Annotated in this window: 19 protein-coding genes; 14 read left to right on the plus strand and 5 right to left on the minus strand. The window is 60.0% G+C overall.

Annotation, left to right across the window (positions count from 1 at the left end; translation table 11 throughout):
* The first annotated feature begins 9 nt into the window (after window positions 1-9).
* The 13 genes from ABT392_RS16775 (at window position 10) to ABT392_RS16835 (ending at window position 15,775) form a co-directional block, all read left to right on the plus strand.
* Window positions 10-1,824 (plus strand): AAA family ATPase, encoded by a 1,815-nt coding sequence (locus ABT392_RS16775; RefSeq protein WP_395385187.1) that lies wholly within the window; start codon window positions 10-12, stop codon window positions 1,822-1,824.
* Window positions 1,821-2,504, plus strand: coding sequence for a 4Fe-4S single cluster domain-containing protein (locus ABT392_RS16780; RefSeq protein ID WP_395385186.1), 684 nt, complete (start codon window positions 1,821-1,823; stop codon window positions 2,502-2,504). The genes ABT392_RS16775 and ABT392_RS16780 overlap by 4 nt, the downstream gene beginning before the upstream one ends.
* Window positions 2,505-2,843: 339 nt before the next feature.
* Window positions 2,844-3,605, plus strand: a complete 762-nt coding sequence (locus ABT392_RS16785; RefSeq protein WP_395385185.1) for an ABC transporter ATP-binding protein — start codon at window positions 2,844-2,846, stop codon at window positions 3,603-3,605.
* Window positions 3,598-4,707: an ABC transporter permease gene (locus tag ABT392_RS16790; protein ID WP_395385184.1), complete on the plus strand. Its 1,110-nt coding sequence runs from the start codon at window positions 3,598-3,600 to the stop codon at window positions 4,705-4,707. Before ABT392_RS16785 ends, ABT392_RS16790 begins: the two co-directional genes overlap by 8 nt.
* Before the next feature lie 11 nt (window positions 4,708-4,718).
* Window positions 4,719-5,261, plus strand: a complete 543-nt coding sequence (locus ABT392_RS16795) for an LOG family protein (protein WP_395385183.1) — start codon at window positions 4,719-4,721, stop codon at window positions 5,259-5,261.
* A complete protein-coding gene (locus ABT392_RS16800; RefSeq protein ID WP_395385182.1) occupies window positions 5,258-7,030 on the plus strand; it encodes a carbamoyltransferase C-terminal domain-containing protein in 1,773 nt (590 codons plus the stop codon). Before ABT392_RS16795 ends, ABT392_RS16800 begins: the two co-directional genes overlap by 4 nt.
* Before the next feature lie 151 nt (window positions 7,031-7,181).
* Entirely contained in the window at window positions 7,182-8,075 is an 894-nt protein-coding gene (locus ABT392_RS16805; protein WP_395385181.1) for an ABC transporter substrate-binding protein, read from the plus strand.
* A gap of 56 nt (window positions 8,076-8,131) precedes the next feature.
* Window positions 8,132-8,959, plus strand: a complete 828-nt coding sequence (locus ABT392_RS16810) for a class I SAM-dependent methyltransferase (protein ID WP_464970826.1) — start codon at window positions 8,132-8,134, stop codon at window positions 8,957-8,959.
* A gap of 11 nt (window positions 8,960-8,970) precedes the next feature.
* A complete protein-coding gene (locus tag ABT392_RS16815; protein WP_395385179.1) occupies window positions 8,971-11,238 on the plus strand; it encodes a hypothetical protein in 2,268 nt (755 codons plus the stop codon).
* Window positions 11,235-11,882, plus strand: coding sequence for a hypothetical protein (locus ABT392_RS16820; RefSeq protein WP_395385178.1), 648 nt, complete (start codon window positions 11,235-11,237; stop codon window positions 11,880-11,882). The genes ABT392_RS16815 and ABT392_RS16820 overlap by 4 nt, the downstream gene beginning before the upstream one ends.
* Window positions 11,875-12,387 (plus strand): hypothetical protein, encoded by a 513-nt coding sequence (locus tag ABT392_RS16825; RefSeq protein ID WP_395385177.1) that lies wholly within the window; start codon window positions 11,875-11,877, stop codon window positions 12,385-12,387. The genes ABT392_RS16820 and ABT392_RS16825 overlap by 8 nt, the downstream gene beginning before the upstream one ends.
* Window positions 12,378-13,976: a sigma 54-interacting transcriptional regulator gene (locus tag ABT392_RS16830; RefSeq protein ID WP_395385176.1), complete on the plus strand. Its 1,599-nt coding sequence runs from the start codon at window positions 12,378-12,380 to the stop codon at window positions 13,974-13,976. Before ABT392_RS16825 ends, ABT392_RS16830 begins: the two co-directional genes overlap by 10 nt.
* The gene (locus ABT392_RS16835; protein WP_464970827.1) at window positions 13,976-15,775 is read left to right on the plus strand and encodes a hypothetical protein; all 1,800 of its coding nucleotides are present in this window, start codon (window positions 13,976-13,978) and stop codon (window positions 15,773-15,775) included. The genes ABT392_RS16830 and ABT392_RS16835 overlap by 1 nt, the downstream gene beginning before the upstream one ends.
* Before the next feature lie 58 nt (window positions 15,776-15,833).
* On the opposite strand, the gene ABT392_RS16840 is transcribed toward ABT392_RS16835, so the two are convergent.
* From ABT392_RS16840 to ABT392_RS16855, 4 genes are all read right to left on the minus strand, one after another.
* A complete protein-coding gene (locus ABT392_RS16840; RefSeq protein WP_395385174.1) occupies window positions 15,834-16,688 on the minus strand; it encodes a hypothetical protein in 855 nt (284 codons plus the stop codon).
* Between the two features lie 310 nt (window positions 16,689-16,998).
* Complete coding sequence (locus tag ABT392_RS16845; protein ID WP_395385173.1) at window positions 16,999-19,272, minus strand: type IV secretory system conjugative DNA transfer family protein; 2,274 nt, start codon at window positions 19,270-19,272, stop codon at window positions 16,999-17,001.
* 349 nt (window positions 19,273-19,621) lie between these two features.
* Window positions 19,622-19,942 (minus strand): hypothetical protein, encoded by a 321-nt coding sequence (locus ABT392_RS16850; protein WP_395385172.1) that lies wholly within the window; start codon window positions 19,940-19,942, stop codon window positions 19,622-19,624.
* Window positions 19,943-19,949: 7 nt separating this feature from the next.
* Window positions 19,950-20,771 (minus strand): hypothetical protein, encoded by an 822-nt coding sequence (locus ABT392_RS16855; RefSeq protein WP_395385171.1) that lies wholly within the window; start codon window positions 20,769-20,771, stop codon window positions 19,950-19,952.
* A 103-nt stretch (window positions 20,772-20,874) separates the two neighbouring features.
* Between ABT392_RS16855 and ABT392_RS16860 the strand changes: the two genes are divergently transcribed.
* The gene (locus ABT392_RS16860; protein WP_464970828.1) at window positions 20,875-21,147 is read left to right on the plus strand and encodes a helix-turn-helix domain-containing protein; all 273 of its coding nucleotides are present in this window, start codon (window positions 20,875-20,877) and stop codon (window positions 21,145-21,147) included.
* Window positions 21,148-21,426: 279 nt separating this feature from the next.
* On the opposite strand, the gene ABT392_RS16865 is transcribed toward ABT392_RS16860, so the two are convergent.
* Window positions 21,427-22,203, minus strand: coding sequence for a GIY-YIG nuclease family protein (locus tag ABT392_RS16865; protein ID WP_395385169.1), 777 nt, complete (start codon window positions 22,201-22,203; stop codon window positions 21,427-21,429).

Here is a 22,203-nt window from a genome sequence, read left to right on the forward strand (position 1 = left end):
GGAGCCCATATGGCCTTGACCGAACCCAAATGGCTGAGCGACTTCCGTCGACTGCTTCCCGTACGCAGCGGCTTCGTGATTTCGGGGCGCCCGCGAGATCTAATGCTTGGTGGACACGCAGCCCAGGATCGACCTATCCAGAATGCGCATGCACTCAAGGCGGCAATTGTTGAAGCTGGGGTTGATTTTCTTGTCACCTACGACATCGTCAGCGGTCTGGCGTTCGAAGCATTAGGTGCAACGCTTCCTGCAAGGACTGTAGAAGAGTTCGCCACCGCACTAGCCCTTCCCGGCCCCGCATCTGCAGCGAAAGTAGCACCTAGTGTCTTTGCCGAACGCCTCTTTCAGCTGGAGGGCCTGCAAAAGGCACGAGGAGCCAGCCGCTTCAAGTTCGGTGTGGTGCTTGACTATGGCTCAAGGTTGCTTGAGGCCGCGGGTGCGGATGTGGTGCTTGCAACGCTGCTCAAGCGGTGCGATTCCGCCAGTCCAGTCCAAGTAGCTGGGCGTTCGACCAACTGCCCACTTGTCGTGTGGGTCGACAACATCGACGAAGTTCCTTCCTGGTTCCTCACGTCCTCGCAGCGCATCGAACCTCTGTCCATCGTGGCAGCAAGCTATGACCAGCGCAAAGTCGCAGTCGCGCAGTTTGCAGAAAGACTTCAAGCCCTGAAGGGGGTCGATGACCAGGCTCGTACCAGGTTCATCGACGAGCTGACGGCACGTTCTTCGCTCCTCAGCCTGACCGATCTCGATGACTTGACGCAACTAGGTCGCGACACTGCGTCAACCAATGTCGACGAGTTGGTCCGGCGATACCAGCTCGGTGACGTCAGCTTGTCCAACCCGTGGAAATCCATTGCGCTACGTGAGCGCATCGCAAACGCGGAGGCTGAAATCGAGCAAGTAGTGAAAGGCCAGCGTCGCGCGGTTACCAAGTCGATGGACATATTGAAGCGCGCCGTCGTCGGGCTTTCAGGGGCCCAAGCGAACTCGTCTCCGAACCGCCCGCGCGGCGTGTTGTTCTTTGCCGGCCCGACCGGCACGGGAAAAACCGAACTCGCGAAGCAACTTGCCAAAGCTGTGTTTGGCGATGCTGAGGCCTATATTCGGTTCGACATGAGTGAATATTCATCCGACCATCACGAAGCGCGTCTTGTCGGCGCTCCTCCTGGCCACGTCGGATACGAGGAAGGCGGCCAGTTGACTCGTGCCGTGCGGGCCAATCCGTTTTCAGTTATTCTCTTTGACGAAATCGAGAAAGCACACCCTCGAATATTGGACAAGTTTCTCCAAATACTGGAGGATGGCCGAATCACCGATGGTCGCGGGCAGACCGCATATTTTTCGGAGTGCATCCTAATATTTACCTCGAACCTTGGAATGTCGAATCCAAGCATTACGCCAAATATGCCCTACGACGATCTAGAACCGCTTGTTCGGAAGAGCATTGGAGTTCATTTCCGTGAGCAAATTGGTCGCCCGGAACTGCTGAATCGATTTGGAGACAATATCGTGGTTTTTGGATTCATTGACCAAGACTCGGGGCAGCAGATCCTCAATAGAAACATTGAAAATATTTCGCGCCGTATCGCCGAAGAGCATCAACTTGCGCTGCAATTGAGTGACTTGGCAAGGCGCCAACTCTCAGAGTTCTGCCTAGCCGACCTTGCCAATGGTGGCCGCGGGATCGGCATGAAATTGGAAAGCTACTTGATCAATCCGCTAGCCAGATTGATGATGAATCGAACGTTCTCGGAAGTGATCCAGGTAACCTCAATACGGCTTGACCCCAGCACCAAAGTCGTCGAGATCGAATCCAAATGACCGTGAACAAGGAAGTTGAGTTGCTGATTTCATCAGTCCACTTCCCGGTGACCGTGCTGGGCTATGGTCGCAGAATTGGCATTTGGTTTCAGGGCTGTTCCATCGGTTGCAAAGGATGCATTTCCAAGGACACATGGGGCTTCGATACATCTAAGTCGATGTCTATTGGCAAGCTCATTAAGTACCTTGTTGGAACTTGCGGCACCGATTTTGACGGAGTGACGATCAGCGGCGGCGAACCTTTTGACCAAGCGGATGGCCTCGCCGATTTTATACATGCTTTACGACGATGGTTTTGCACCCTACCTTCACGCGGCGACAAGTTGGGTCGAGATATCTTGTGTTATTCAGGCCATCCGTTGAAGAAGCTGCAGAGTGAGCATGCCGCGATTCTTGCAAACTTGGATGTCGTTATTTCAGACCCATATATTGCGAGCAAACCGCAAGCACCGATGCGTGGGTCAGACAATCAATCGCTTGTGGCTCTCACCAACCTTGGTCGCACGCGTTACACCGACGAAAACTGCAATCTCGACCTTATTAAGTCGCTGCAATTGGTAGTGGATTCTCAAAACAGACTGTGGGCGATCGGAATTCCAACCAGTGGCGACTTGCAGCGCATGGCATCTGCCCTCCGAATGAATGGAATCGAGTTGGATGATATTTCGTGGGGGGCTTAAGCTTGAACTCTTCGAAATAACTCAGCGGAAGAGTATTCGCTCAATGATCTAACAAGGCCGCCAGAAAGTCGCTACCTGAGTTGTCTGCGGGCTACTTCGTTAGCCAACGGGCAGAGGAAATTGGCGTTACATCAGAGCAAGGTGTTCTTGACGGTGTATTCGGTCACCAACGCGGTGCGCCGGGCCGTCGCCACCTGCAGTCACTATCTCAAGGAGGTGAAAAAAGCCTCGCCACGCTTCAAAACGTATCATACTTGATACACGATGCAAGCTGAGTGGTGTCCTAGAGGTGAAAACGCCGTCGTTCTGCCTGGCATGAAAGGTGCGTACGATGTAGCAATGGCACACATCCTTGTCAGTCTCGACGAAGTTGACTTGCGCTATCCATTGCGCGGAGGGGGCGAATTGCGCGTCCTCAACCGGCTGACGCTGGATGTGCCTGAAGGAGGCTTTACTGCCGTACTCGGACCCTCTGGGTGTGGCAAGAGCAGCCTCTTGCGGATAATCGCCGGCCTAGTTCAGCCGACGCACGGACGTCGTATTGCCTCTGCACGCCTAGATGATGCACTTGCGGTCGGAATGAACTTCCAACGCCCCGTGTTGCTGCCTTGGCTTACCGTGCGCGAGAACGCGTTGCTCCCCTACACCGCTGCCGAGCGCGAAGTTCCTAGTGCTGCGCTAGAGCGACTTGACGAGCTAATCGCCGTAGCCGGCCTTCAAGGTTTCGACGACGCGCTTCCGGCTGAGTTGTCCGGAGGCATGCAAATGCGCGCCTCACTAATTCGCACCTTCGTCCCGGCGCCGCAGTTGGTGCTTATGGACGAACCCTTCGGCGCACTCGATGAGCCGACGCGACTTCGGCTTGGTATCGAGCTGCGACGCCTGGCCAACGCCAGTTCCTGCGCTGTAGTTTTCGTCACCCACAATACGCAAGAAGCGATCTTCCTGGCGGATCGAGTAGTGATGTTGAGTGCCCGACCGGCCGTAGTGGTCGACGCTTTCGACGTACCGTTTGGCCCAGACCGTTACGAAGGGCTCTACGACCATCCCACGCTGTCCGCGCTGTGTCAGCGGCTTCGTTTGCAAGCCGACTATGCGTGAGACGCTCAACCTGGCCATGATTGGAGTTATGCCGGCGGCGTTCCTTGACGCTGCAGCTTCGATTGGTACATGGCGCTCACTTGATCCAGCACACCTTTCTCGCGGCGCGGCGCGTGCACATAAAGTTGTGCTCGTTGGCGAACTAGTCGACGTTGGACGATTTGCGCGACTCGTGCCCACGCTGCGAGCTGCAAATCCACAGCTTGTTCTGGTCGGCGTGACGGAGCATGGCACGCATGCGCTGCAGCATTTGCTGGACGAAACCTTGTCGTCACAAGCTGACATTGCAAGGTTTGCCGAGCGCCAGCGTGCGTCAATTCATGTCGCTTCGCCACTGGCACGGGCTGGAGTACTTCTTCGCTCGGCTACAGCGCGAGTGCTTCCGGTCATGGCTTTTCTCGGGATCTGGAGCCTTGCAGTCAGACTCTGTGAACCAGCGCCCTACTTGCTGCCTAGCCCAGAGGCCGTGCTGCAAGAATTCTTCATTAGGCTGGACAACTTCGCAATGCACGCCGCTGTAACAGCGCTTGAAGCGCTGGCAGGCTTTGTTGTGGGCAACACGCTTGGCGTCTTTTGCGCGATAGCACTCGCTCGCTACTTGCGGCTAAGAGCATTCACGATGCCAATCTTGATCAGTTTGCAAGCAATCCCAATCGTCGCATTCGCGCCGCTGCTAAGCGTATGGCTCGGCACCGGATATGCGGCGAAAGTGGGTATGGCGACGCTGATTTGCTTTTTTCCCATCGTAGTAAATACGCTGCAAGCGTTCGCCTCGGTCGATGCCGATCACATAGAGTTGTTTCGCGTCTACAAGGCACGCTTTAGCACCACACTGCGACGTTTGTTGTTGCCGGCAAGCGCGGGGGCAATCACCGCTGCGCTGCGTATATCTGCTGGACTCTCGGTAGTAGGGGCCATCGTGGCTGAAATGACTGGCGCCGACCGCGGGCTCGGCTATCTGATTCTCAACGGCGCCTACCGACTCGAGACTGCCGTTTTGTTCGTGGCTTTATTGCTTTCAGGTGCCCTGGGCATCGCTTTTTACGGCTTGCCCAGCCTACTGCGGAAATTGTTGCCGCGGGCTTGGCACGCTGTCACTTGAAGGAATCGTCCATGCCTGTGTTGGCGATTTTTGGTACTTGGCGCGCACCGGAGGAAGGCGAGCTTTATCGCTTTGCGCTCGACTGCGCAGCGGCAGCGGCAAGGGTCGGCTGGTCAGTCGCGACAGGTGGCTATTCGGGGGTGATGGACGCAGGGTTGCGCGGCGCGACAGAAGGTGGCACGGCAGCAATCGCACACGTGTGGAATGGCTTCGACGGCGAGCTGCCAGTGAGCGCCCATGCGAGCTCGGTGCACCGCCATACGCGCATCGCCGACCGGGTAGCCGCGCTCGTAGGCCAGGCAGAAGCTTGTCTGGTATTGCCGGGCCGTCTTGGCACAGTTGCCGAGCTCGCATTGGCCCTCGAATGCCGTGCCAAGGGTCAACTGCAATTGCCGGTCATGCTGCATGGAAGTTATTGGGAGCCCTTCCTTGCCTGGCTACGCGCCAGCAATGCCGGCCTCAACCTGCCCGCCGACGATGTTGCGCCGCCACTGCACGCGCGAGTCGATGATGCGCACGAAGTTGAAACTCTGCTGCGGAGCTTGGCGCGATGAACGTGCTAGGCGTGAACGCTGGACGCATTGGTCTCCGAGGACCGCACGCTGACCACTTGCTTGCTGACGGCAGTGCGGCGCTTCTTTGCGACGGCCGTGTGTCACGAGCTGTTATCGAGGAACGGCTAACGCGCGCGAGATACGCTGGCGGTTTCCGTCGATCGGCTGCTAAATGCCTTGAATCAACTTCGCTCGCGGCGATCGACGTTTACGCACTCTCTAGTTGCTGCGGTACGCGCTGGTCGAGCGCCGATGCCGCTGAGCACTTGGGCAGCGAGTTGACTGCTGCGGGCCTTGCCAAAGCGAACGCCATCGTTCGCGCTCAGCGCGTTATCGTGGTTGACCACCACCTAAGTCACGCGATGCTGGCATTCGCCTCAGCCCCCAGCAGTGCAGAGCCAACGCTGGTGTGCGTGCTTGACGGCATGGGCAACAGACTTGACGATAGCGCGTCTGAGGCATGGTGGCAGGGGCGATTCCAGCGCCAAAGCTACTACCTCGCGCGGTGGGTTGATGGCCTAGCGAAGTTTGAACTCGTGCACGAGGAAGCTACCGGCGCCGATGAGATCGGTGTTGGCGAAATCTATCGCGCTGTAACCCACGTGTTGGGCTGGCACAGCTACCAACATGCTGGCAAGACAATGGCGCTAGCGGCATTTGGCAACGCCCACCAGTTTCCTGGCGTGTCATTCGTTCAGCACGACTCGGCCCGTGGCATTGTCGTGCCAGTTTGCAACCTGCACGACCGCCCACTCGACCAAGTACGCCAAGTCCTGCGCCATGCCGGCTATGACCTGCCGACGGCCTTTGATCCCAGTTCAGTTGGTCCCGAAAACACAGTAGCGACCGCAATTGCAGCTATTGTGCAGCGACAGCTGGAGCAAGCGCTTGTGGAGCGGGTTGGCTCGTTAGCGGAACGTTTCGGCGTACGTAGGGTGGCGTTTGCCGGTGGCGTGGCACTTAACTGCGTAGCGCTCGGAGCGGTGCGTGAGTCACTGCCGGGCCTGCAACTACATGTCCCTTGCGCGCCCGCTGACACTGGCCAAGCTCTCGGGAACGCTCTTTATGCCGCCCATGCACAAGGATCGCCGTGGGCGTCGCCTATGGCGCCTGGCGCTGTGCCGGCTCGCTGTGATTTCGGCCACCACTACACCGGACACGAGATCGCTGCTGCACTGGAAAACTTTCGGCTTGCCCGCCGTGGGAGCTACCGCATTGAGCGTATACGCGATGCCGATCGCTTGGCCGCGACCGCTGCTGACGCGGTGGCGGCTGGTGCGGTAATTGGTCTGCGCCAGGGCGGAGCAGAGTATGGGCCGCGTGCGCTCGGCCACGCGAGCATCGTCGCTGATCCACGTAGCGCCGAGATGCATGCACGCGTCAACAGCCACAAGCAACGCGAGCCATTCCGTCCATACGCGCCCAGCATCCTCGCCGAACATGCCACTGCGTGGTTTGAGGATGCGTTTCCAAGCCCCTTTATGAGCTTTGCCGGACGCTGGCGCACGGATGCAGCTCGGCGCGTGCCGGCGGTCGTGCATGTCGATGGCTCTGCTCGGTACCACACCGTGGCGGCGGGCAGTGGCTTTTACCGCCGGCTGATCGAGGCCTTCATGCAGCGCAGCGCAGTGCCGGTGTTGCTAAATACTTCGTTCAATGGCCACGGCGAGCCGATCGTCGAAACCCCCGACGACGCGCTCAATGCACTCGTAAAGATGAACCTCGACGGACTGGTCCTTGAGGACCACTTCATAACCCGTATCACTTGACGTAGAGAGAAGACCTGTGTTCAAAACAATGCCCCAGCGCGTTATGTCGACGCTTTTCTTGGTCCTACTTGCCGCATGCGGTGAAAAGGCGCCTCCAACCACGCCCGGTTCCGCTGCTACGACTGCAGCGTCACAACCTGCCGCCGTTCCGTTGGAGAGCGTCAAACTGCGCCTTGCATGGGTGCCAGACATGGCGGAGGTCGGCGTCTTCGTCGCCAAGGAGATGGGCTACTTTGAGCGCGAGAACCTCGATGTAACAATCGAGCCAGGCGGCTTCGGCCTCGACCCGATCAAACTGGTTGCCACTGGCAGCAGCGACTTCGGTGTCGGCGGAGCTGGAAACTTGCTCCTGGCGCGCGCTCAGGGCGTGCCAGTCATGGCGGTGGCCGCAGAGTTTCAGGACACGCCAGTCGGCTTCGTCACGCGAACTGCGGGCGAAATCACATCGTTCAAGCAGTTCAAGGGCAAGCGCGTCGGCGTCCAGACAGGCGCAGATACCGATGTGCTCTATCGCGCGCTACTGGTGCGCAACAACATGACGAGCGCAAGTGTGCGTGAAGTGCCGATCCAATACGACATGACGCCCTTCCTGCGCGGAACTATTGATGTGCTTCCCGCCTATGTCACAAACCAACCGGTGACGTTGGCAGCGCAGGGGGTGAAGATCAACGTCATTACTGCACAGTCGGAAGGCCTACGCTATTACGGAAACGTCTTCTTCGTGACCGAGTCTCGACTGAAGAACCACCCGGAACAGGTCCGTCGCTTTGTGCGCGCGCTGCGCGCAGGCTGGGAACACGCTCTGTCAAACAAGGCAGACGCTATTGCTGCGCTTCAAAAACACACGAAGGACTTCGATCCGAAGGACCTTGACGCCATCTACGATCGTGTTGTTCCGTTTATCCGCGGCGATGGGACATCCGCCGCGCTTCTTTCCATGACCGAGGACCGCTGGAAATCGACCGAAAATGTTCTGCGCGATGCTGGGCTACTCAAACCGGGCGCGGCGACGGGTAAGCCGTACACGACCGATTTCCTGCGCTGATCCCGTCCAGTATGTCCGTTGATCCAACCCGACTGCTCATTCCGGAGGCCGACTTCGTGGTCGAGATCGACGACCTTCTCGAAAAGCACCGGCCATCACTAACTGTGCCGTGGAGCCTACATGATGTGCCGGCTTGGGCGCGACATTTCAGGCCACGCAACGTGATCGATATCGGCGCCGGTCTCGGTGCCTTCACTTCGTCGTTCATCGAATGCTTGAAACATTGGTCCTGCCTTGGCGATTTGCGAAAGGTGCTGCTTCTAGACGGTGAGCAGGCGCTCTTCGGTGCCGACCCCGTACAAGGGGCAGCTCATGTATGCCAGGCAGTGCGCGCCAAGCTCGGCGCGTCGGCCCCCGACGCCGAAATCGCGTATGACATGCGAAACGTTGAGGTCGTTGGAAGCTACGTCCACCCACTCAATGATCTGCCGTGGCAGGCTGACCTGATTGTCGCATCGCACGTGACCTACTACCTCGGTGATGGATCTGGGCTTGACTTGGTGCGCAGCCTCGGCGCCCATCACCTTGCCCCCGGCGGCCGTATTTGGGTAGTGATCCGGAGGCTGCATTGCCCGATCTACGAGAGGCGGTCACGTACGCTGGAATTGATGAATCGTGAGGACCCCAAGCCGCTTGACTACGCCGAACGATTCCTGGCGATGGCGGCACAGGCGCTGCCCGGCCTGAAGATCCTGGCCCATCGGACTTTGCGTTTCGCAATCAACCGGCCCGAGCCTGAGCGTCTGCGCGCAATCCACCTCTTGATGTGGAGAGCGCCGCCGGACGAAGTCGCATTTCCCGACGGCTGGAGAGCAACCAAGGAGGCTGCGCGCTCGGCGACTCCGTTTCACGAGGAGCATCTCGTGTTGGGTCGGGCAGAATAGAAGCGATGGGAGTGTCAGCCATCGACCGGATCGTTGAGATTTTGTGCAGCGGCGATTTGACGTCGCTTGAGTCGGCATGGCGGGAACTGCCAGACCTGCAAGCGCTGGCGGTGAGCATGGGCACTTCGTCGAAGCTGAGTTCGCACGCGTTGGACGAGTTTGCGCAGCGTTTTCGCGGCACGCGCGAGTATGTCGCTTACATGTTGCACGCGCTGGGCGGCATCGACGCCAGGAGCAACGGACCGTCGCGGTCGATCCCCGAGACTTTCGAGAATCTCGAGCCGTTGTTGCGGAAGTCCCCGGTCGATCGGATGCGCTGGATTGAACGTGCGCGCTCCGTTTCGGAAGCGGTGCGCGAGCTGCTCTGGCTGCTGCTGATCGAGCTGAAAAACGCTGGACAACCGCGCTGGATCGTTGACGAAACTTGGACAGGCGGCACCGCCGGTGATGCGCTACGGGTAAATTTCCTTGCATTCTCGGTCCGGGGAGCGAATTACCGCCTCACCACTGACGGCGGTGCAAGCGAGGACGGCGCCCACGATACCGAGCCGCAGGTGCAGTTCGGCTGGACCGACGAGGACTCATCGAAGGTCGACTGGCGCGAGACGCTTGATCCGCTCGCCGTTGCTCCGGCTAGCGGCCCAACGCCGCTCAAGAGCTTCGCCAGCATCGAGGAGTTCTATACGCTGAGCATGCTGGAGCCAGTGGTGGCCCTCCGCCAGGATGCCGATGCCTGGCGCCTGGCTAGCGTCAATGGTCTGACACCCCAGCTGTGGCAGAAGCGTCTTCATGGCCTGGGCGTTGCCCAGAGCACGATCGACAGCGTTCAGCAGTACTACGAGTTCCTGACTGACAGGATGTTGCCCAACTACCCGGCACAGTTGGCTGGCGACGTGCTACTGGCGCTCGCGTTCTCGGTGGTTCCACGCGAGTTGACTGGCGACCACGCGCGCCGCGCCGCCACTGTCTTCGTCAAAGTGGCAGTTCACGGTCTAAGGGGCAGCCGCGAGTTATCAGAATCCAAGTTACACGACGTCGTCCGCGAAATGTGGAGCCGCGCTGGCCAGCTCAAGGTGCCACTGCTCAAACGCATCGCGGCAGACGTGATTGAGACGACCCACGAGAAGAGCGAACGCCTTGCCATGCAGGCGGGGCTGTTTGAGGACATGCGCCAGCGCATGAGCGAGATAACTCGCGCGGCGGTGCAACTCGAGCAGAAGGCGCGCCTGCTAAACCGCCAGCTCGCCACCAGTGCCGAGGACATGGAACTCGCGTACCAGCGCGTGGCGCAGCTCTTCGACGACTCGGAGGCGATTCGCTCCCCGTACTACGGGGTCATCGCGATCCAACACAGTGGTGGCTACAGAAAAATCGAACACGCACGCTGGGTGCTTTGCGCGGCGCTCAGCGACCTGCTTGTCGAGCCACGCGAGATCGATGCCTCAACTCTAGGTGCGGGCCCAGGCACCGCAGCCTGGAGTTTCCTGTCCGATGCCAGACAGCAGCTCGGCCTGCGCATCGACACTTTGGTTAACAACATGCGTGGACCGCGTCCGTTGTGGAGCGCCGACCATATCGCAGCCCTGCTGATGCCCGTGCCGAATACCCAGCATGTGCCGTTACTTCCGGCCAATGACGACCAGTACGCCAAGTTTCGTGAGACCCTGCTCGATGAGCCTGCCAAGGCGCTGGACCTACTCAAGCAACGGTTCTTTGATCTCGGACGGCTCGGAGACGGGCGAAGGCTCGAATTGCACGTCCTGCTGTCGCAGTTTCCGGTTTACAAGGCGAAAGACCTGAGCTGGGACAAGCTGCTCTGTAATACGGGCGCGTTCGTCAAGCCGTCAGCCCTACCGAGCTTCTTGCGCGCCTTTTACGAAAAGTCGATGCAGCGGCGCATCGCCGATGGGCATCCGATGCGAGAGGAACGCGATAAGCGTGTGCTGGCCAAGTGTGTGGACGGGCTCTGGGAGTTTGTGTACCCCGCTGAAGCCAACTCTGCGTACCTAGATCCTTTGAAGTTCGTGACGCTGCTGGAAGTCGTGAAGAAGCAGGATCGCGCGGTGGCAGTGAATGAGCAGGAATCGGGTGACCAACTGCGGCCCTTCGCCGATCTTGTTCACGCCCTCGACAGGCGTTACAGAAATGAGCTGCAGTTGGGAGTCGAAGATAACAAGCTGAAAATGCAGGTGACACACGGCGACTCCGCGAACAGGAAGAAGCTGACGTTGTGGATCGGCAGCAGGCTGGTTCAACTGAGGCAGGAGGATGTCAGGTGAAACTAATCGCGTGCTGCCCTGAGGGGCAATACCACGAGGCAGCCGCAGCGGCGTTTGGCGGGAGCAAGTTCTGCCGCTGCGACCATTGGCGCGAATCGCTGCAACATGTCGTTCCGCCCTTCCTGTTTCTCATCCACGAAACCGATGCCGGACGCTGGAAAGAGTTCTCGGAAGCCCTTCTCGAGCGCATTGGCCGCAACGTCGGGTGGGCAGTCGTCCGCTATTCAATCGGCGGGCCACATGCGCTGCCGAGAGAGGTGCCGCACCCCCGCTTCGCGGTTCTGCGAAGCGATATCTCCAGTTTCTTGGCGCTGGTCGGACAGAGCGGCACGGCTGAATTCATGGCCACGCTGGCCGATGGCCGCACCGACTTCAGCCTGCTATGCAAACGGGTGCCGCACTACGACGATGATGAACGGAAACTTCCGCAGGCCACGCTCAGCGGTTGGATAACGGATGTCGAGTACGAGCAACCGATCAGCGATGACGTGCTGCCCAATGTCAAGCGCGCCCTGGAACAAGTGGTTAAGTGGATCGAGCCGGGAGCCCAAGTACCGGCTCTGGATCTTGACTCTGCGAAAACCTGGTTCGAAAGGCTGACAACCCACCCCATCTTGTACTACGAGAACATGGCCCATGACTGACCAGACTTCGCCCCCTGTGCAGGTGCTGCGCGCGCAAGTCAGCCACACTTGGGTCGACCATGAGATTCTGCTGGTGTCCACAGAGGAAGCAGTGCGTCGCTGGCAGACAGGCAACTGGGGGCGGTTGGGTCGCGAGTTCCGCGGCTACCGGCAGCGCGCGCAGGCGCTGCTCGAGCGGCTGGAAGAGTTCAGCGGACATCTTGACTATGAAGGTCCGCAGGTTGAAGCCGAACTCGGCGTCGAGGCTTGCACTCGCCTCCGTCACCGGGCACTCGAGCGTTGGCGTGTGCAGGCGGACCACCCGGCGCTTCGTGCGGACTATGCCACCCGTCTGCAAGTCCTAACTCAAGCGTTGGACAACTTCGAGAGTGCCATCTTGGAGCCGACCGCGCCGGCGTCCACCATCAGCGCAGCCTGGCAGAATGTGCGCGGCGCAGCGGCGCCATTCAAAGAACTGTTCGCCAGTGGCCGCGTGCCACGTGAGGTCAGCACGCCGTGGACCTGACCATCCTAGTCATTGACGACCAGTTCGGGCGCGAGCCCTCTATGCAACAGATGCTGGAGTCGACGCTGCTCGACTTTCCGGCTCGGCTGCACTATTGCACCGGGCAAGTGGAAGCCGACGGTGAGCGCCGCAACGACTTGGGCGTTGCTGTGGCGGCGGTGGGCGACGACAACCGCTGGTCGCTGGTGCTGTTGGACATGCACTTCGACTCAGGCCCCATCGCCACCGACGGATTGCCTCAAGGCACTCTCGGCGACGACCGTTTCGGCATACGCCTGGAACAGGAACTCCTGCGGTGTTTTCCGGCCTTGCCGCTCGTGCGCTTCACCTCCAGCCACGAGCGGGAGTTGGATGTGGGCGGACCGCCGCGGCCTTTCTTGTCGAAATTGCAGGCGAAGGCGGCGGACCTGCGGCTGACGCTGCTCGACCATGGCCGGCTTACGCCTGAGCAGCGCCGGCTGCTACTGAAGATCCCGGACGACACGGTGGTCTCGAGCCCAGAGCTGTTCAAGGTCTACACCGAGGCAATGCGACTTGCGCGCACCGACGATTCGGTCCTGATCCTGGGCGAATCGGGTTCGGGTAAGGAACATGTGGCGCGTTACCTGCACGCCGTAAGCGCGCATGCGTCACAGCCCTTCGTCGCGGTGAACTTGGGCAGCATCCCACCGACCTTGGTGGAGACAGAACTCTTCGGGGCAGTGCGTGGTGCCTACACCGGCGCGACCACGCGCACCGGCAAATTCGCTCAAGCGGCCGGCGGCACACTGTTCCTGGACGAATTGGCGGCGATGCCGCTCGACAAACAGCCCGTACTGCTGCGCGTGCTGGAGGAGCGGCGTTTCACGCCCGTCGGATCGGACCGGTCAGTCGAAGTGGCTTGCAACGTGATCGCCGCCAGCCAAGACCAACTTGATGGCATCGCCGCAGCCGAGCGTCTGCGCTCGGACCTTCTGGCGCGTTTCCATCACACGATTCGCGTTCCGCCATTGCGTGACCGGCCCGAGGATATCGACGCCATCCTCGCACACGAACTACAGGCGGCGCAGCAAAGCCAAGGCAAGCAGGGCATGGTCGTCGATCCGATGGTCGCGCGGGGCTTGCGCGGGCAGCCGTTGTTGCGCAACGCGCGCGACGTCTTGGCCGTGATTCGGCGCGCAGTGGCTCTGCGGCCGAATAATAGTGTCATTCGCTGGGAACACTTGGCGCTTGAGCCCACGCCGACGCTGCCCGACGAAGTGCGAGCCCCGGCCGACGCTAGCCATGCGACTGCATCACTCACCGATGATCATCCTGGCAGTTGGTGCGAGCGGCTGCCCCTTCGTGGTGCCCTGACGGCCATCGACGACTTGGTCTTCCGGATGAAGGTACAGACAGCCCTGCGTGCGCTGCGGCACTGTCGTCATCCTGTTTCGGGCAAGATTCGGGTACTGCCGGCGATGCAGTTGCTGATGGACGACCCGCGGCTGACGTCGATGGCGGCGAAACGTTTGCTCAACCAAGCGCTCGGTCACGCCAGTACCCGTCCGCTCGACAGCGACGAACTGGTGCGGATGATCAAGATGTCGGTGGAACCGAGGGGCGATTGATGGCCGGCTACGTCTTCGCGATCGCCCTTCGGAGCCAGGCCAAGCTCGACGGCGAGTTAGCGCGCCACGGTTTATCTAGCAGCCGCGTAGTCGAACTCTGGAAAGAGATGGGCGAGGCAACTGCCGCCGCGCTGTACCGGGAGGCGGTCGATACCATCGAAGCCGCGCTCAGAGCTGGAAGCCCCCCCTCGCTTGGCAGTGGACACTGCTTCCTGCTGCTCGAGGAACTGGAAGATCTGGCTATGCTCGATCCACGCATCGAAGGCGATGGAACCTGGCGCACAGCACTAGCGATGCTGTTGCTGACATACCCGGAGATCGACTGGCGGTTCGCCCGCCGCCCGTCTGTATTCTCGCCGCTTCCGCCGGCTTTCGAGCCTGAGCCCGCACCCAGTGATATCCGCTGGGCGTTCGATCCGAAAGGCAGGCGCGACTTTGTGCGCCAAATCATGTGCCGCGAGGGCTTCGCCGTCGTCACGCGCGAACTGCAGGCCGTCGCCATTGACGATGAGAGCGATTTCGCATGCTTCCACGCTTACGTGGCCTACCGCTGTGGCTACCGCACCGATATTGTGACAAGTTGGGCGTTGATGAAGCAGCGTCTGGACCGAGACGACTGCCGGCCCGACCTGCTGTTGGAGGATGTCAGCCTCAAGTTTGCCGACCGCCCAGTGGTCAGCATTGCCCGACTGAAGGATCGGGCCCAACACTTTCGTGGGCTCGCCTACCCGCTGCCGTGCCCGCCGACAATTGGGCCACGCCGCGTCCAGAGGCTGCGCTGGCTCGTCACGTCTGGCCATAACGAGCACGATGCGGAACTTGAGAGCGACGCCCACGACATGCGAGAGCAAGAGCGTGCTCATGGAGGAGACGGTGGCGTCTTTTGGAAGCCAGTGGCCGGCATGTACGATCTTCGACGTCAGGCTTGGCTAAGGCTGTTTGGCTTCGCTGCGGCCCATCATTTGCCAACGTCGCGCGGCCATGGGGCGCCAGGCAAGGTTGCGCTAGTGGCGCAGACGCTGGTTGTCCGCGCGAGGGACCTTCGAAATGCCAGGCCAGGATTGGAAGGCCTTTTGCTTGCAGCCGTCTGTGCGCTTGACGCGCTTGAGCTTTCAGGCGGCGAGTCTCCGACGCTTGGCTTCGAGGCGCTCAGCTTGCGCCACGAATGCGAGGTCCTGGCGGAATGCTCGTTCGGCGGACTGCAGCACCGTATCGAGGTGCAGGAGAGGTTCATCGACATCAGCGACGCGCTGCAGACGCTGGCCGCCAAGGTCCATGAGTCGTCGCGAACGGGGACGCAACTCAATGCAGAGATATCGATCCTGACGGCGTTGATGCGGTTGTTTCGCGAACATGCTCGCTTCGATGAAGAACTGGCATGCCTCAACCGAATCCGAGACGTCAAGTCACAGCAGATCAGATTGACATTTGAAAAGACTGATCCGACTACATGGCTGACGCTGTTGCGCTGGTTCACGTACGAATATTTCAAGCTGTTGATCCGCACGCCCCAACACTTTGTTGCGGCCATTCTGGTGTGGTTGGGGATGCTTGCGATGGCGTTTCATTTCACGGGCTACGACGGAGTAACCATCGAAGGCAGCCCAGTTGGCTGCGCCCTACTAGACGCGTTGTCGTCGTTCATAGGCATGGGCGCGCCTGCGCACCCCAAGTCATGTGAATACGGACCCGGCCCGGGAACAGGGTACTTCACAGTGGTAAGCATTGCTATAGCTCTCGGTGCCGTGCACCTAGGCATATTTGTTTCGTACGTCTACACGTTGCTTGCCCGCAGGTAACTCCTCGTCTCGCTTCGTTGCTGAAGGTCACTAGGGCCTAGGAATGAAAAATCTGAGATCATTCATTGGAAGGCCGTTGTAGCAACGATCTTGGGCAATACCAGTCCAAAATCTCAACGAACGCGCCTGAAGAATCAACGACGTCAAGTCTGGAAGACAGTGCCATCCCAGACATCGCCGCCACCTTTCTGATCGACTTAGGAATGCCTTTTGCATCAGCTTCAGGCCAAACCACGGCACCAGAGTTCGTCAGCTTGTATTGAGTGCCGGGCGAAACACCGGGCACATCATTGAATTGATGTCCTCCTAGAGCGACAGTTGCGCCCCAAGTGACTTCAGAGTGCCTGCTCACCGCGACAACGCTGCCGTTGCACGTCTTCCATAGCCCAGGGGCTACTGCAACACCCGCGTACTTCTGCGCAGAGGTCAACGCCGACTCGAGATCTGAACGTGATTGGCTATGAGCACCAGCCAAGCCTGGAAGAGTCCATGGCAGTTCATTCATGAGCCATCCACCGCTGGTAACGTCAGTGAATCTATTTCGACTGACCACACCTGACTTGTAGACCCAGTAATTCGCACCACAGATCTCCAGGTCGAAGGTGTTCATTGGATTTGCCGCAAGAACATGGCACTTGGCGTCACCCTCGGCGTCGATGTGACACACGAACACCAGTGCATCGCTGGCCGTCCGGTAGAACCGGTGCAGTTTGGGAGATAGGTGCGGCCCATCCTTGCGTTCGAGGGCTCTCTGCAGCCCTGGGTGGCCAGCGTCCCAGCGTTGAATCGCCAAGGCGAGATCCACGCCATCCTCGGCACTACTGGCGGTCACAACCGCGACGCGGCCGTTGGCAATCATGATGGCGCCAACCTGCTCATCTTTAGTCTTAGTTCCTTGCGCAGCGGTCGTCATGCCTCATCCCTCGCTGTTGAACTCGGCTGGCCTCCTCTGGCTACCACTCGTGCCACGGTCGCGATCCATTGAGTCAAATCGTCGGAACATGTTGCAGAAAGCGCGGTTGGCGATGCTTCTTCACCTAGAGTCAGTACGTGTCCCTGGCTCTGGATGGGCGCCTGGCCTTTGACCAAATTGACAATCGACGTGTCGGCAGCAGCGACCGCTGAGGCGTCCTCGCTGACCAATGCAAAGTTGCCATCAGGCTTCGGAGAAGGCAATTGTGCCGCGCCCCGACTGATCAGACGAGCATCCCCACCGTTCACCGCTATGTCGGGTGAGGTCTGTAGTGCTTCTGACGCCCACGCCATGCTCCTTGAGACTGAAGCTCTGGGGGGAGCGGCCAAGGTGCAAGCGTTTCAAAGACGAATGGCAAGCTTGGTTGCCCCTTCATCTGCAATCGGCACAGGACATGTCGATCCGGCAGTTGCGTGAGCGTTTCCGCATCAAAGTGAGGAGCAAACCCATTAGCGACTGCAGAAGCCTCTTGTAGCCCAACGCGCAAGAAGAGCTTGGTCGCAACGTTGCCCAGTACTGCGTCAAGCGTTTCGCGCCGACCAGCCTGCATCAACTGCCCAAGCGTTTGATTGGCAAGGATCATATGCAGACCGTACTTGCGTGCCTCAGCAAGCATTTCAGGAATGTCTGTTGCCACAAAATTCTGGAACTCGTCGAGGTAGAAGTAGAACGGCAATCGTTGGTCACGGGGCAAATCCGACCGCGAGAGCGCTGCGTGGAACAGATACTTGGTCAAGAGCATGCCGATGACGCGGCTGTCCGAGCTCCCCAGATCGCCCTTACCTAAGTTGACCAACACAATCTTTCGTTGATCCATGGCTGATCTGAAGTCCAACGTCCTTCTGCCCTTGCAGAACAACTTGCGCAGGGTCGCGTTGGTCACGAAGCGCGTAAGTTTCGAGCTGATGTAAGGCGCCCAATTGGCGAACTTCTGTTCGCCAGTCGTTGCGGCCGCCATCTTGAAGAAGCGATGCACCGGCTCTGCTTCGTCTCGGCCATAGACTGCGTCAATCTTGCTGAGGCAGTAGTCGCGCCAATCATCGTCCCGTAGCACATGCGGAATCGACGCAAAGGACGGCACGAGACCGTCCGACGCGCTCGGCCCTCCCCGTGGAGCCGCCGCAGCCAGCAACATGCTATTGCGAAAGTAGTCTTCAAATCCGGGGCCGCCGACCTGACGCATGTCGTACAGGATCTCAAAGATGTCGAGCATGTCATTGGCGACACGGCTAACTCCTTCGATATCGGGCTTGCCATCGAAGTCCAATGGGTTCAGTCCTGGGCAGAACCTATCCTCCTCTGGGTCAATGAGCAGTAGGTCCGCCTTCCTTTCTGGCGGCACGGCTAGTAGTAGCTGCTCGTAAAGGTCTCCGTGCGGATCGATAACTGCTAGCCCGTGACCGGCATGCATGTCCTGCACGGCCATGTTGTAGAGCAATGTACTTTTCCCTGTGCCTGTGGCGCCCAGCAGGTGGGTATGCCGACTGCGATCAACCTGCGGCATTCGAACGTCCACGACCACGCCGCCAATCTGGGCACGGCCAAGGTGGAGTCCGTCAACGGGGAACATGACCGTTGGGTTGGGGAAATGTCGAGGAAAGCTCAGCGCCTCGAGCTCGGGTGGCGAAGGCAATAGCGGTGGAATGACGCTGCCTGGCACAAACAATTGGCTCAAATCGATGGGCGAGCTAGTTGTCCGACCATTTTTTCGCTGAGCTGCGGACGAGATCGACTCGGTCACCTCTGAGGCAAAGTCAGGTATCAACTCCCTACCAAGGATGCGCAGCAGCGCAAGACTGATCGCGCGCGTGCCATCGGACTCGACAAAGAGCTCAACACTCTCCGGTTGAATGATCAATTGATCAATGGCCTGTTGCGCCGCGTCCCTGGCGCGGCCAGAACCAATTGAGTGATTGCTTAATGGAACTTCTCCATGCATTGATGCTGAAAGGCCGCTTCTGGCAATGGACTCCAACAGCTCAAGTGATTTCGGCTCCAAGTTCCTGCGACGAAGGCCAACACGTACTGACAACGGAGATGTCAGTCCGCGCGCCGCGCGAATCGTCGCAGCGACGCAGCACCTGCGCGCGCTCTCAAGCAGGAGTGGGCGGGGGCCGTCGCGAAATTGTCTGGCATGCACATCCCCAGATGCTGGCTGAGGCAACAGGATTTGTGCCGACCGCGACTTTCGATCTTGTTGAACAAAGCCGATCTCGCTGTCGCTCGTAAAGAGCCTTGGTTGGGCACGCAGCCGAACTTTGCTGCCTAACCATCGCTGGCGATCTTCAGGCTTGAATTGCACGGGAGCAAAGGCGTACCACGCACTCAGTACGCGCAGGCAAACACCTAGTTCTTCTCTGGCACGCAGGGCCTCTTCGTGAGCATCTGCCAGCGGCAGCGTGCGCGTCTCTATCAGGAGCCTGAAGCGTGCATGGACACTGCCCTCACCAGCCGGCGAGAACCGATATTCAGCTATCAACGCGGCCCCTTCGGGCAGTTCAGCGATGAACGGCGCCAGAGCCACGCGGACATCGCTTTCCAGCTCGTCCTCTCCAGGAAACCTATTTGGGCTATGGCCTGACGAGTTCGCCTTCCCGAAACGGGCTGGCGTGGCGCAGCTGACCAATTCAAAACCGACCGTAACTCTGCATCGGCCCATTGGATCGAGCCGTGACTGCAGCGAATGACTGTCTGTTGGTAGCGGGTCGGGTGGGGTGACGACGTCGGCTCTCGGGTCAGGGGCACGACCTGCCGTGAACCTCACCCGCTCATCGTTCGGTCGCTCGCCAACTTTCCGCTTCGCCATAGCCACTCCCAAAGGCAAACCATCATATTGGTAACAATTGAGGTTGCTATCGGGTTCCCCCTCGGTGTCAGCGCGGCTTATCAGTGCCCGCCGGCCCCTTGGCCAGCATCTCTTCTAGGTACGCACGCCCTTGCCTGCGAAGCTCCTCGGTGAGCTGAACCGGCTCGTCGTCGGCAAGCCATGCGCCGTCATCCGCAACGGGCGCCGCCGAGGTCAACCACCCGTCGATACCCGCCGCTTGCAGCGCCCGGTCGAGGTCTTGTCGTTGCGCGCTCGTCAGGCCGCTCACAACCTGCCGGATCTCATCAGCCAAGGCCCGGTCGGGAACAGTGTCAGTAGCCATGCGTCGATACATGGCAACGAGCGCGCGCAATTCGAAATTGGGCATGTGTCGATTAGCGCGGTGAGCAGAGGAACCAGTCAATAGGATTCGCCCAGATGATCTCCTGGCGGAACCCGCCTGGCGCGCTGCCCGGTGATAGGGTGATGTACGCCCGACTGACCAGCAGCTTGAGCTTGTCCTCGGAGAAGTCCTCGACGAACGCCACGTAAGTGACCCCGTCATGCTTGCGGCAAACCGTCGTGCCGCGTCGCTGCATCTGTGGCCACTCGCGTACGGCGCGAGCTAGCTCCAGGTCCTGCGCCTGGGCCTGGCGCTCACGCACTGCCTCAGCAGCACGCTGGCGCGCCGCATTCTCAGTGGCCAACATCGCGGACGTCTTGAATCCGAAAGCAACCATCTTGGTCGTGAAGCCCGGATAGGGGCTCGGCCCCACGGGCTCGAGAGTTTGCACGTGCACCTGGCTGCAGAAGTCGCTATTGCGCGTGACCTTCGCCATGAACAACACTTTGTCGCGGTCTTCTCGCGCCGAACAAAAGCCGCCTTCGTAGCTGCCCCCTCGCCGCCTGCAGACCTCAGCAAATGCGCGGCTAGCACTGCCCCAGGCGTCAACGCCTTCACGCGGTTGACACCACCACTGCCTGCCCTCTCGAATGGTCTGACCCTCTGTGTACTTGCCACGGAGCGGACCTCCCCGCAGTCGGTCCAAAGCAACTGCGGAAAGGCTTTCACCAGTCCTGTGCTCATGCATGCTCAAGTAGAAGCCAACTGCGATCAGGTCGCTCTGCGGCGGCGGCGAAAGATCCGTCGCGCAACCTGCCAGCAAGCCTGCGACGGTCAAGAACGTCGCCAATGTCATCAGCACTTTTCTCAGCATGAGTTCCTCCTGGTGAAGATGGATCGCCCATTGCGCATCCCCTGCGCTCAAATGTGCGAATTAGTGTGTGTATGAATGAGTGTACTTTCGAGACAGTGCGGCGGTGCGCAAACACCCCCAAGCTGTTTTTGGCGATCGAATCCGGGAACTGCGTCAGGCCTCCAACCTGACGCAGGAAGACCTGGCGACCCGCTGTGGGCTGTTCCGCACCTACATGAGCCGCATCGAGACGGGCCAGGCCAATCCGACGCTGACGATGATTCACGCCCTGGCCGACAGCCTTGGGGTTCCCATCACCACGCTGTTCGACGCGAGCGAGCCCGTTGCAAAGCCGCGGGCTTCGGCCCGGCCATCACGAGGGCGCGTCGCGCGCTGAAGCCAACGCCGCTACCGATGCGCACCAAGGCGCGGCGATGACGTGGCACGAACCGCCATCGCACCCGAGCCCAGCGAATCCGCCGAGACGTGCGGCCGTTCTTCGGCCGCGGCCCTGATGGGCGGGTGCTGAGCATGACGCCCTCCGCGCATTTCTGAACCCACATCCGCTGCCCTACGCGCGTCTGCCACTGGGGCGAGTTCGGCAGCGGCACTGCGGGCCCAAGCTGCTGCGAGGGAAGCAGAGAGGCGAGGTAGCGCATGCCTGCTTGACGCTGTTTCATGCGGCCCCCTCGTACGCCCAGCCCTCGCCCACCCGGCACAACTGCGCAAGGAATGCCAGCATTTGCAAGACAACGTCGCCACCACCAGGCCAGCGTCGGATGACTGAGAACGGTGTCAGGGTCAGGACCAGGTCGTCGCCCTGGTACTCGATCAGTCGAACAAGCGGGAGCAAGGCCGAACCCTGGCGACAGGTGTACAGCTCGGCATCGAGGGCCGCCGTGCGCAGGTCGTCCAGCGCTCCCCGTACGCGGGTCTTGAATGATTCAATGACCAGGCTTGGTGGATCACCCGGCATCAACCGGACGGAGGTGCATGCCTTCAGTCGCAGCAAGACATCCTCGACCGTGCACCATGTGTCGTCCAGGCCTGTCGGTTCCGGCACCTGGCTGGCGAGCTCCAGCAGAGGCGCCAAAGTAGCCGGCCGCTGACCCGGTGCATGGGGCATGCGTGCAAGCAAACTCAAGGCCGCCACGGTGCCTAATCCGCTGAACCATTCTGAGTGGCCATCCTCCTGATGCGGGGGCCTGCTCGTGAAGGGTTCCAGCGCACGATGCATCGAGCGCTCAATGGCTCGGGCACGCGCTGCACTTGGCAGCCACAAGACCCGGGATGCGTTCAGGTCCAGCTGCATGCGGCAGAACTCCGGGAACGCCCGCACGCGTTCAACCGGGTTCAGTGCCCAGCCGATCTTGAAGCGCATGCGGTCGCTACGTTGCAGCAGGTAGACCGCTGCCGGAGCGGAAGCGCTGGGCGAGCTGTGGTTTTGTGCCAT

The organism is Paucibacter sp. JuS9 (genome assembly GCF_044043925.2).
In the GTDB taxonomy this organism is placed as follows: Bacteria; Pseudomonadota; Gammaproteobacteria; order Burkholderiales; family Burkholderiaceae_C; genus JAUASW01.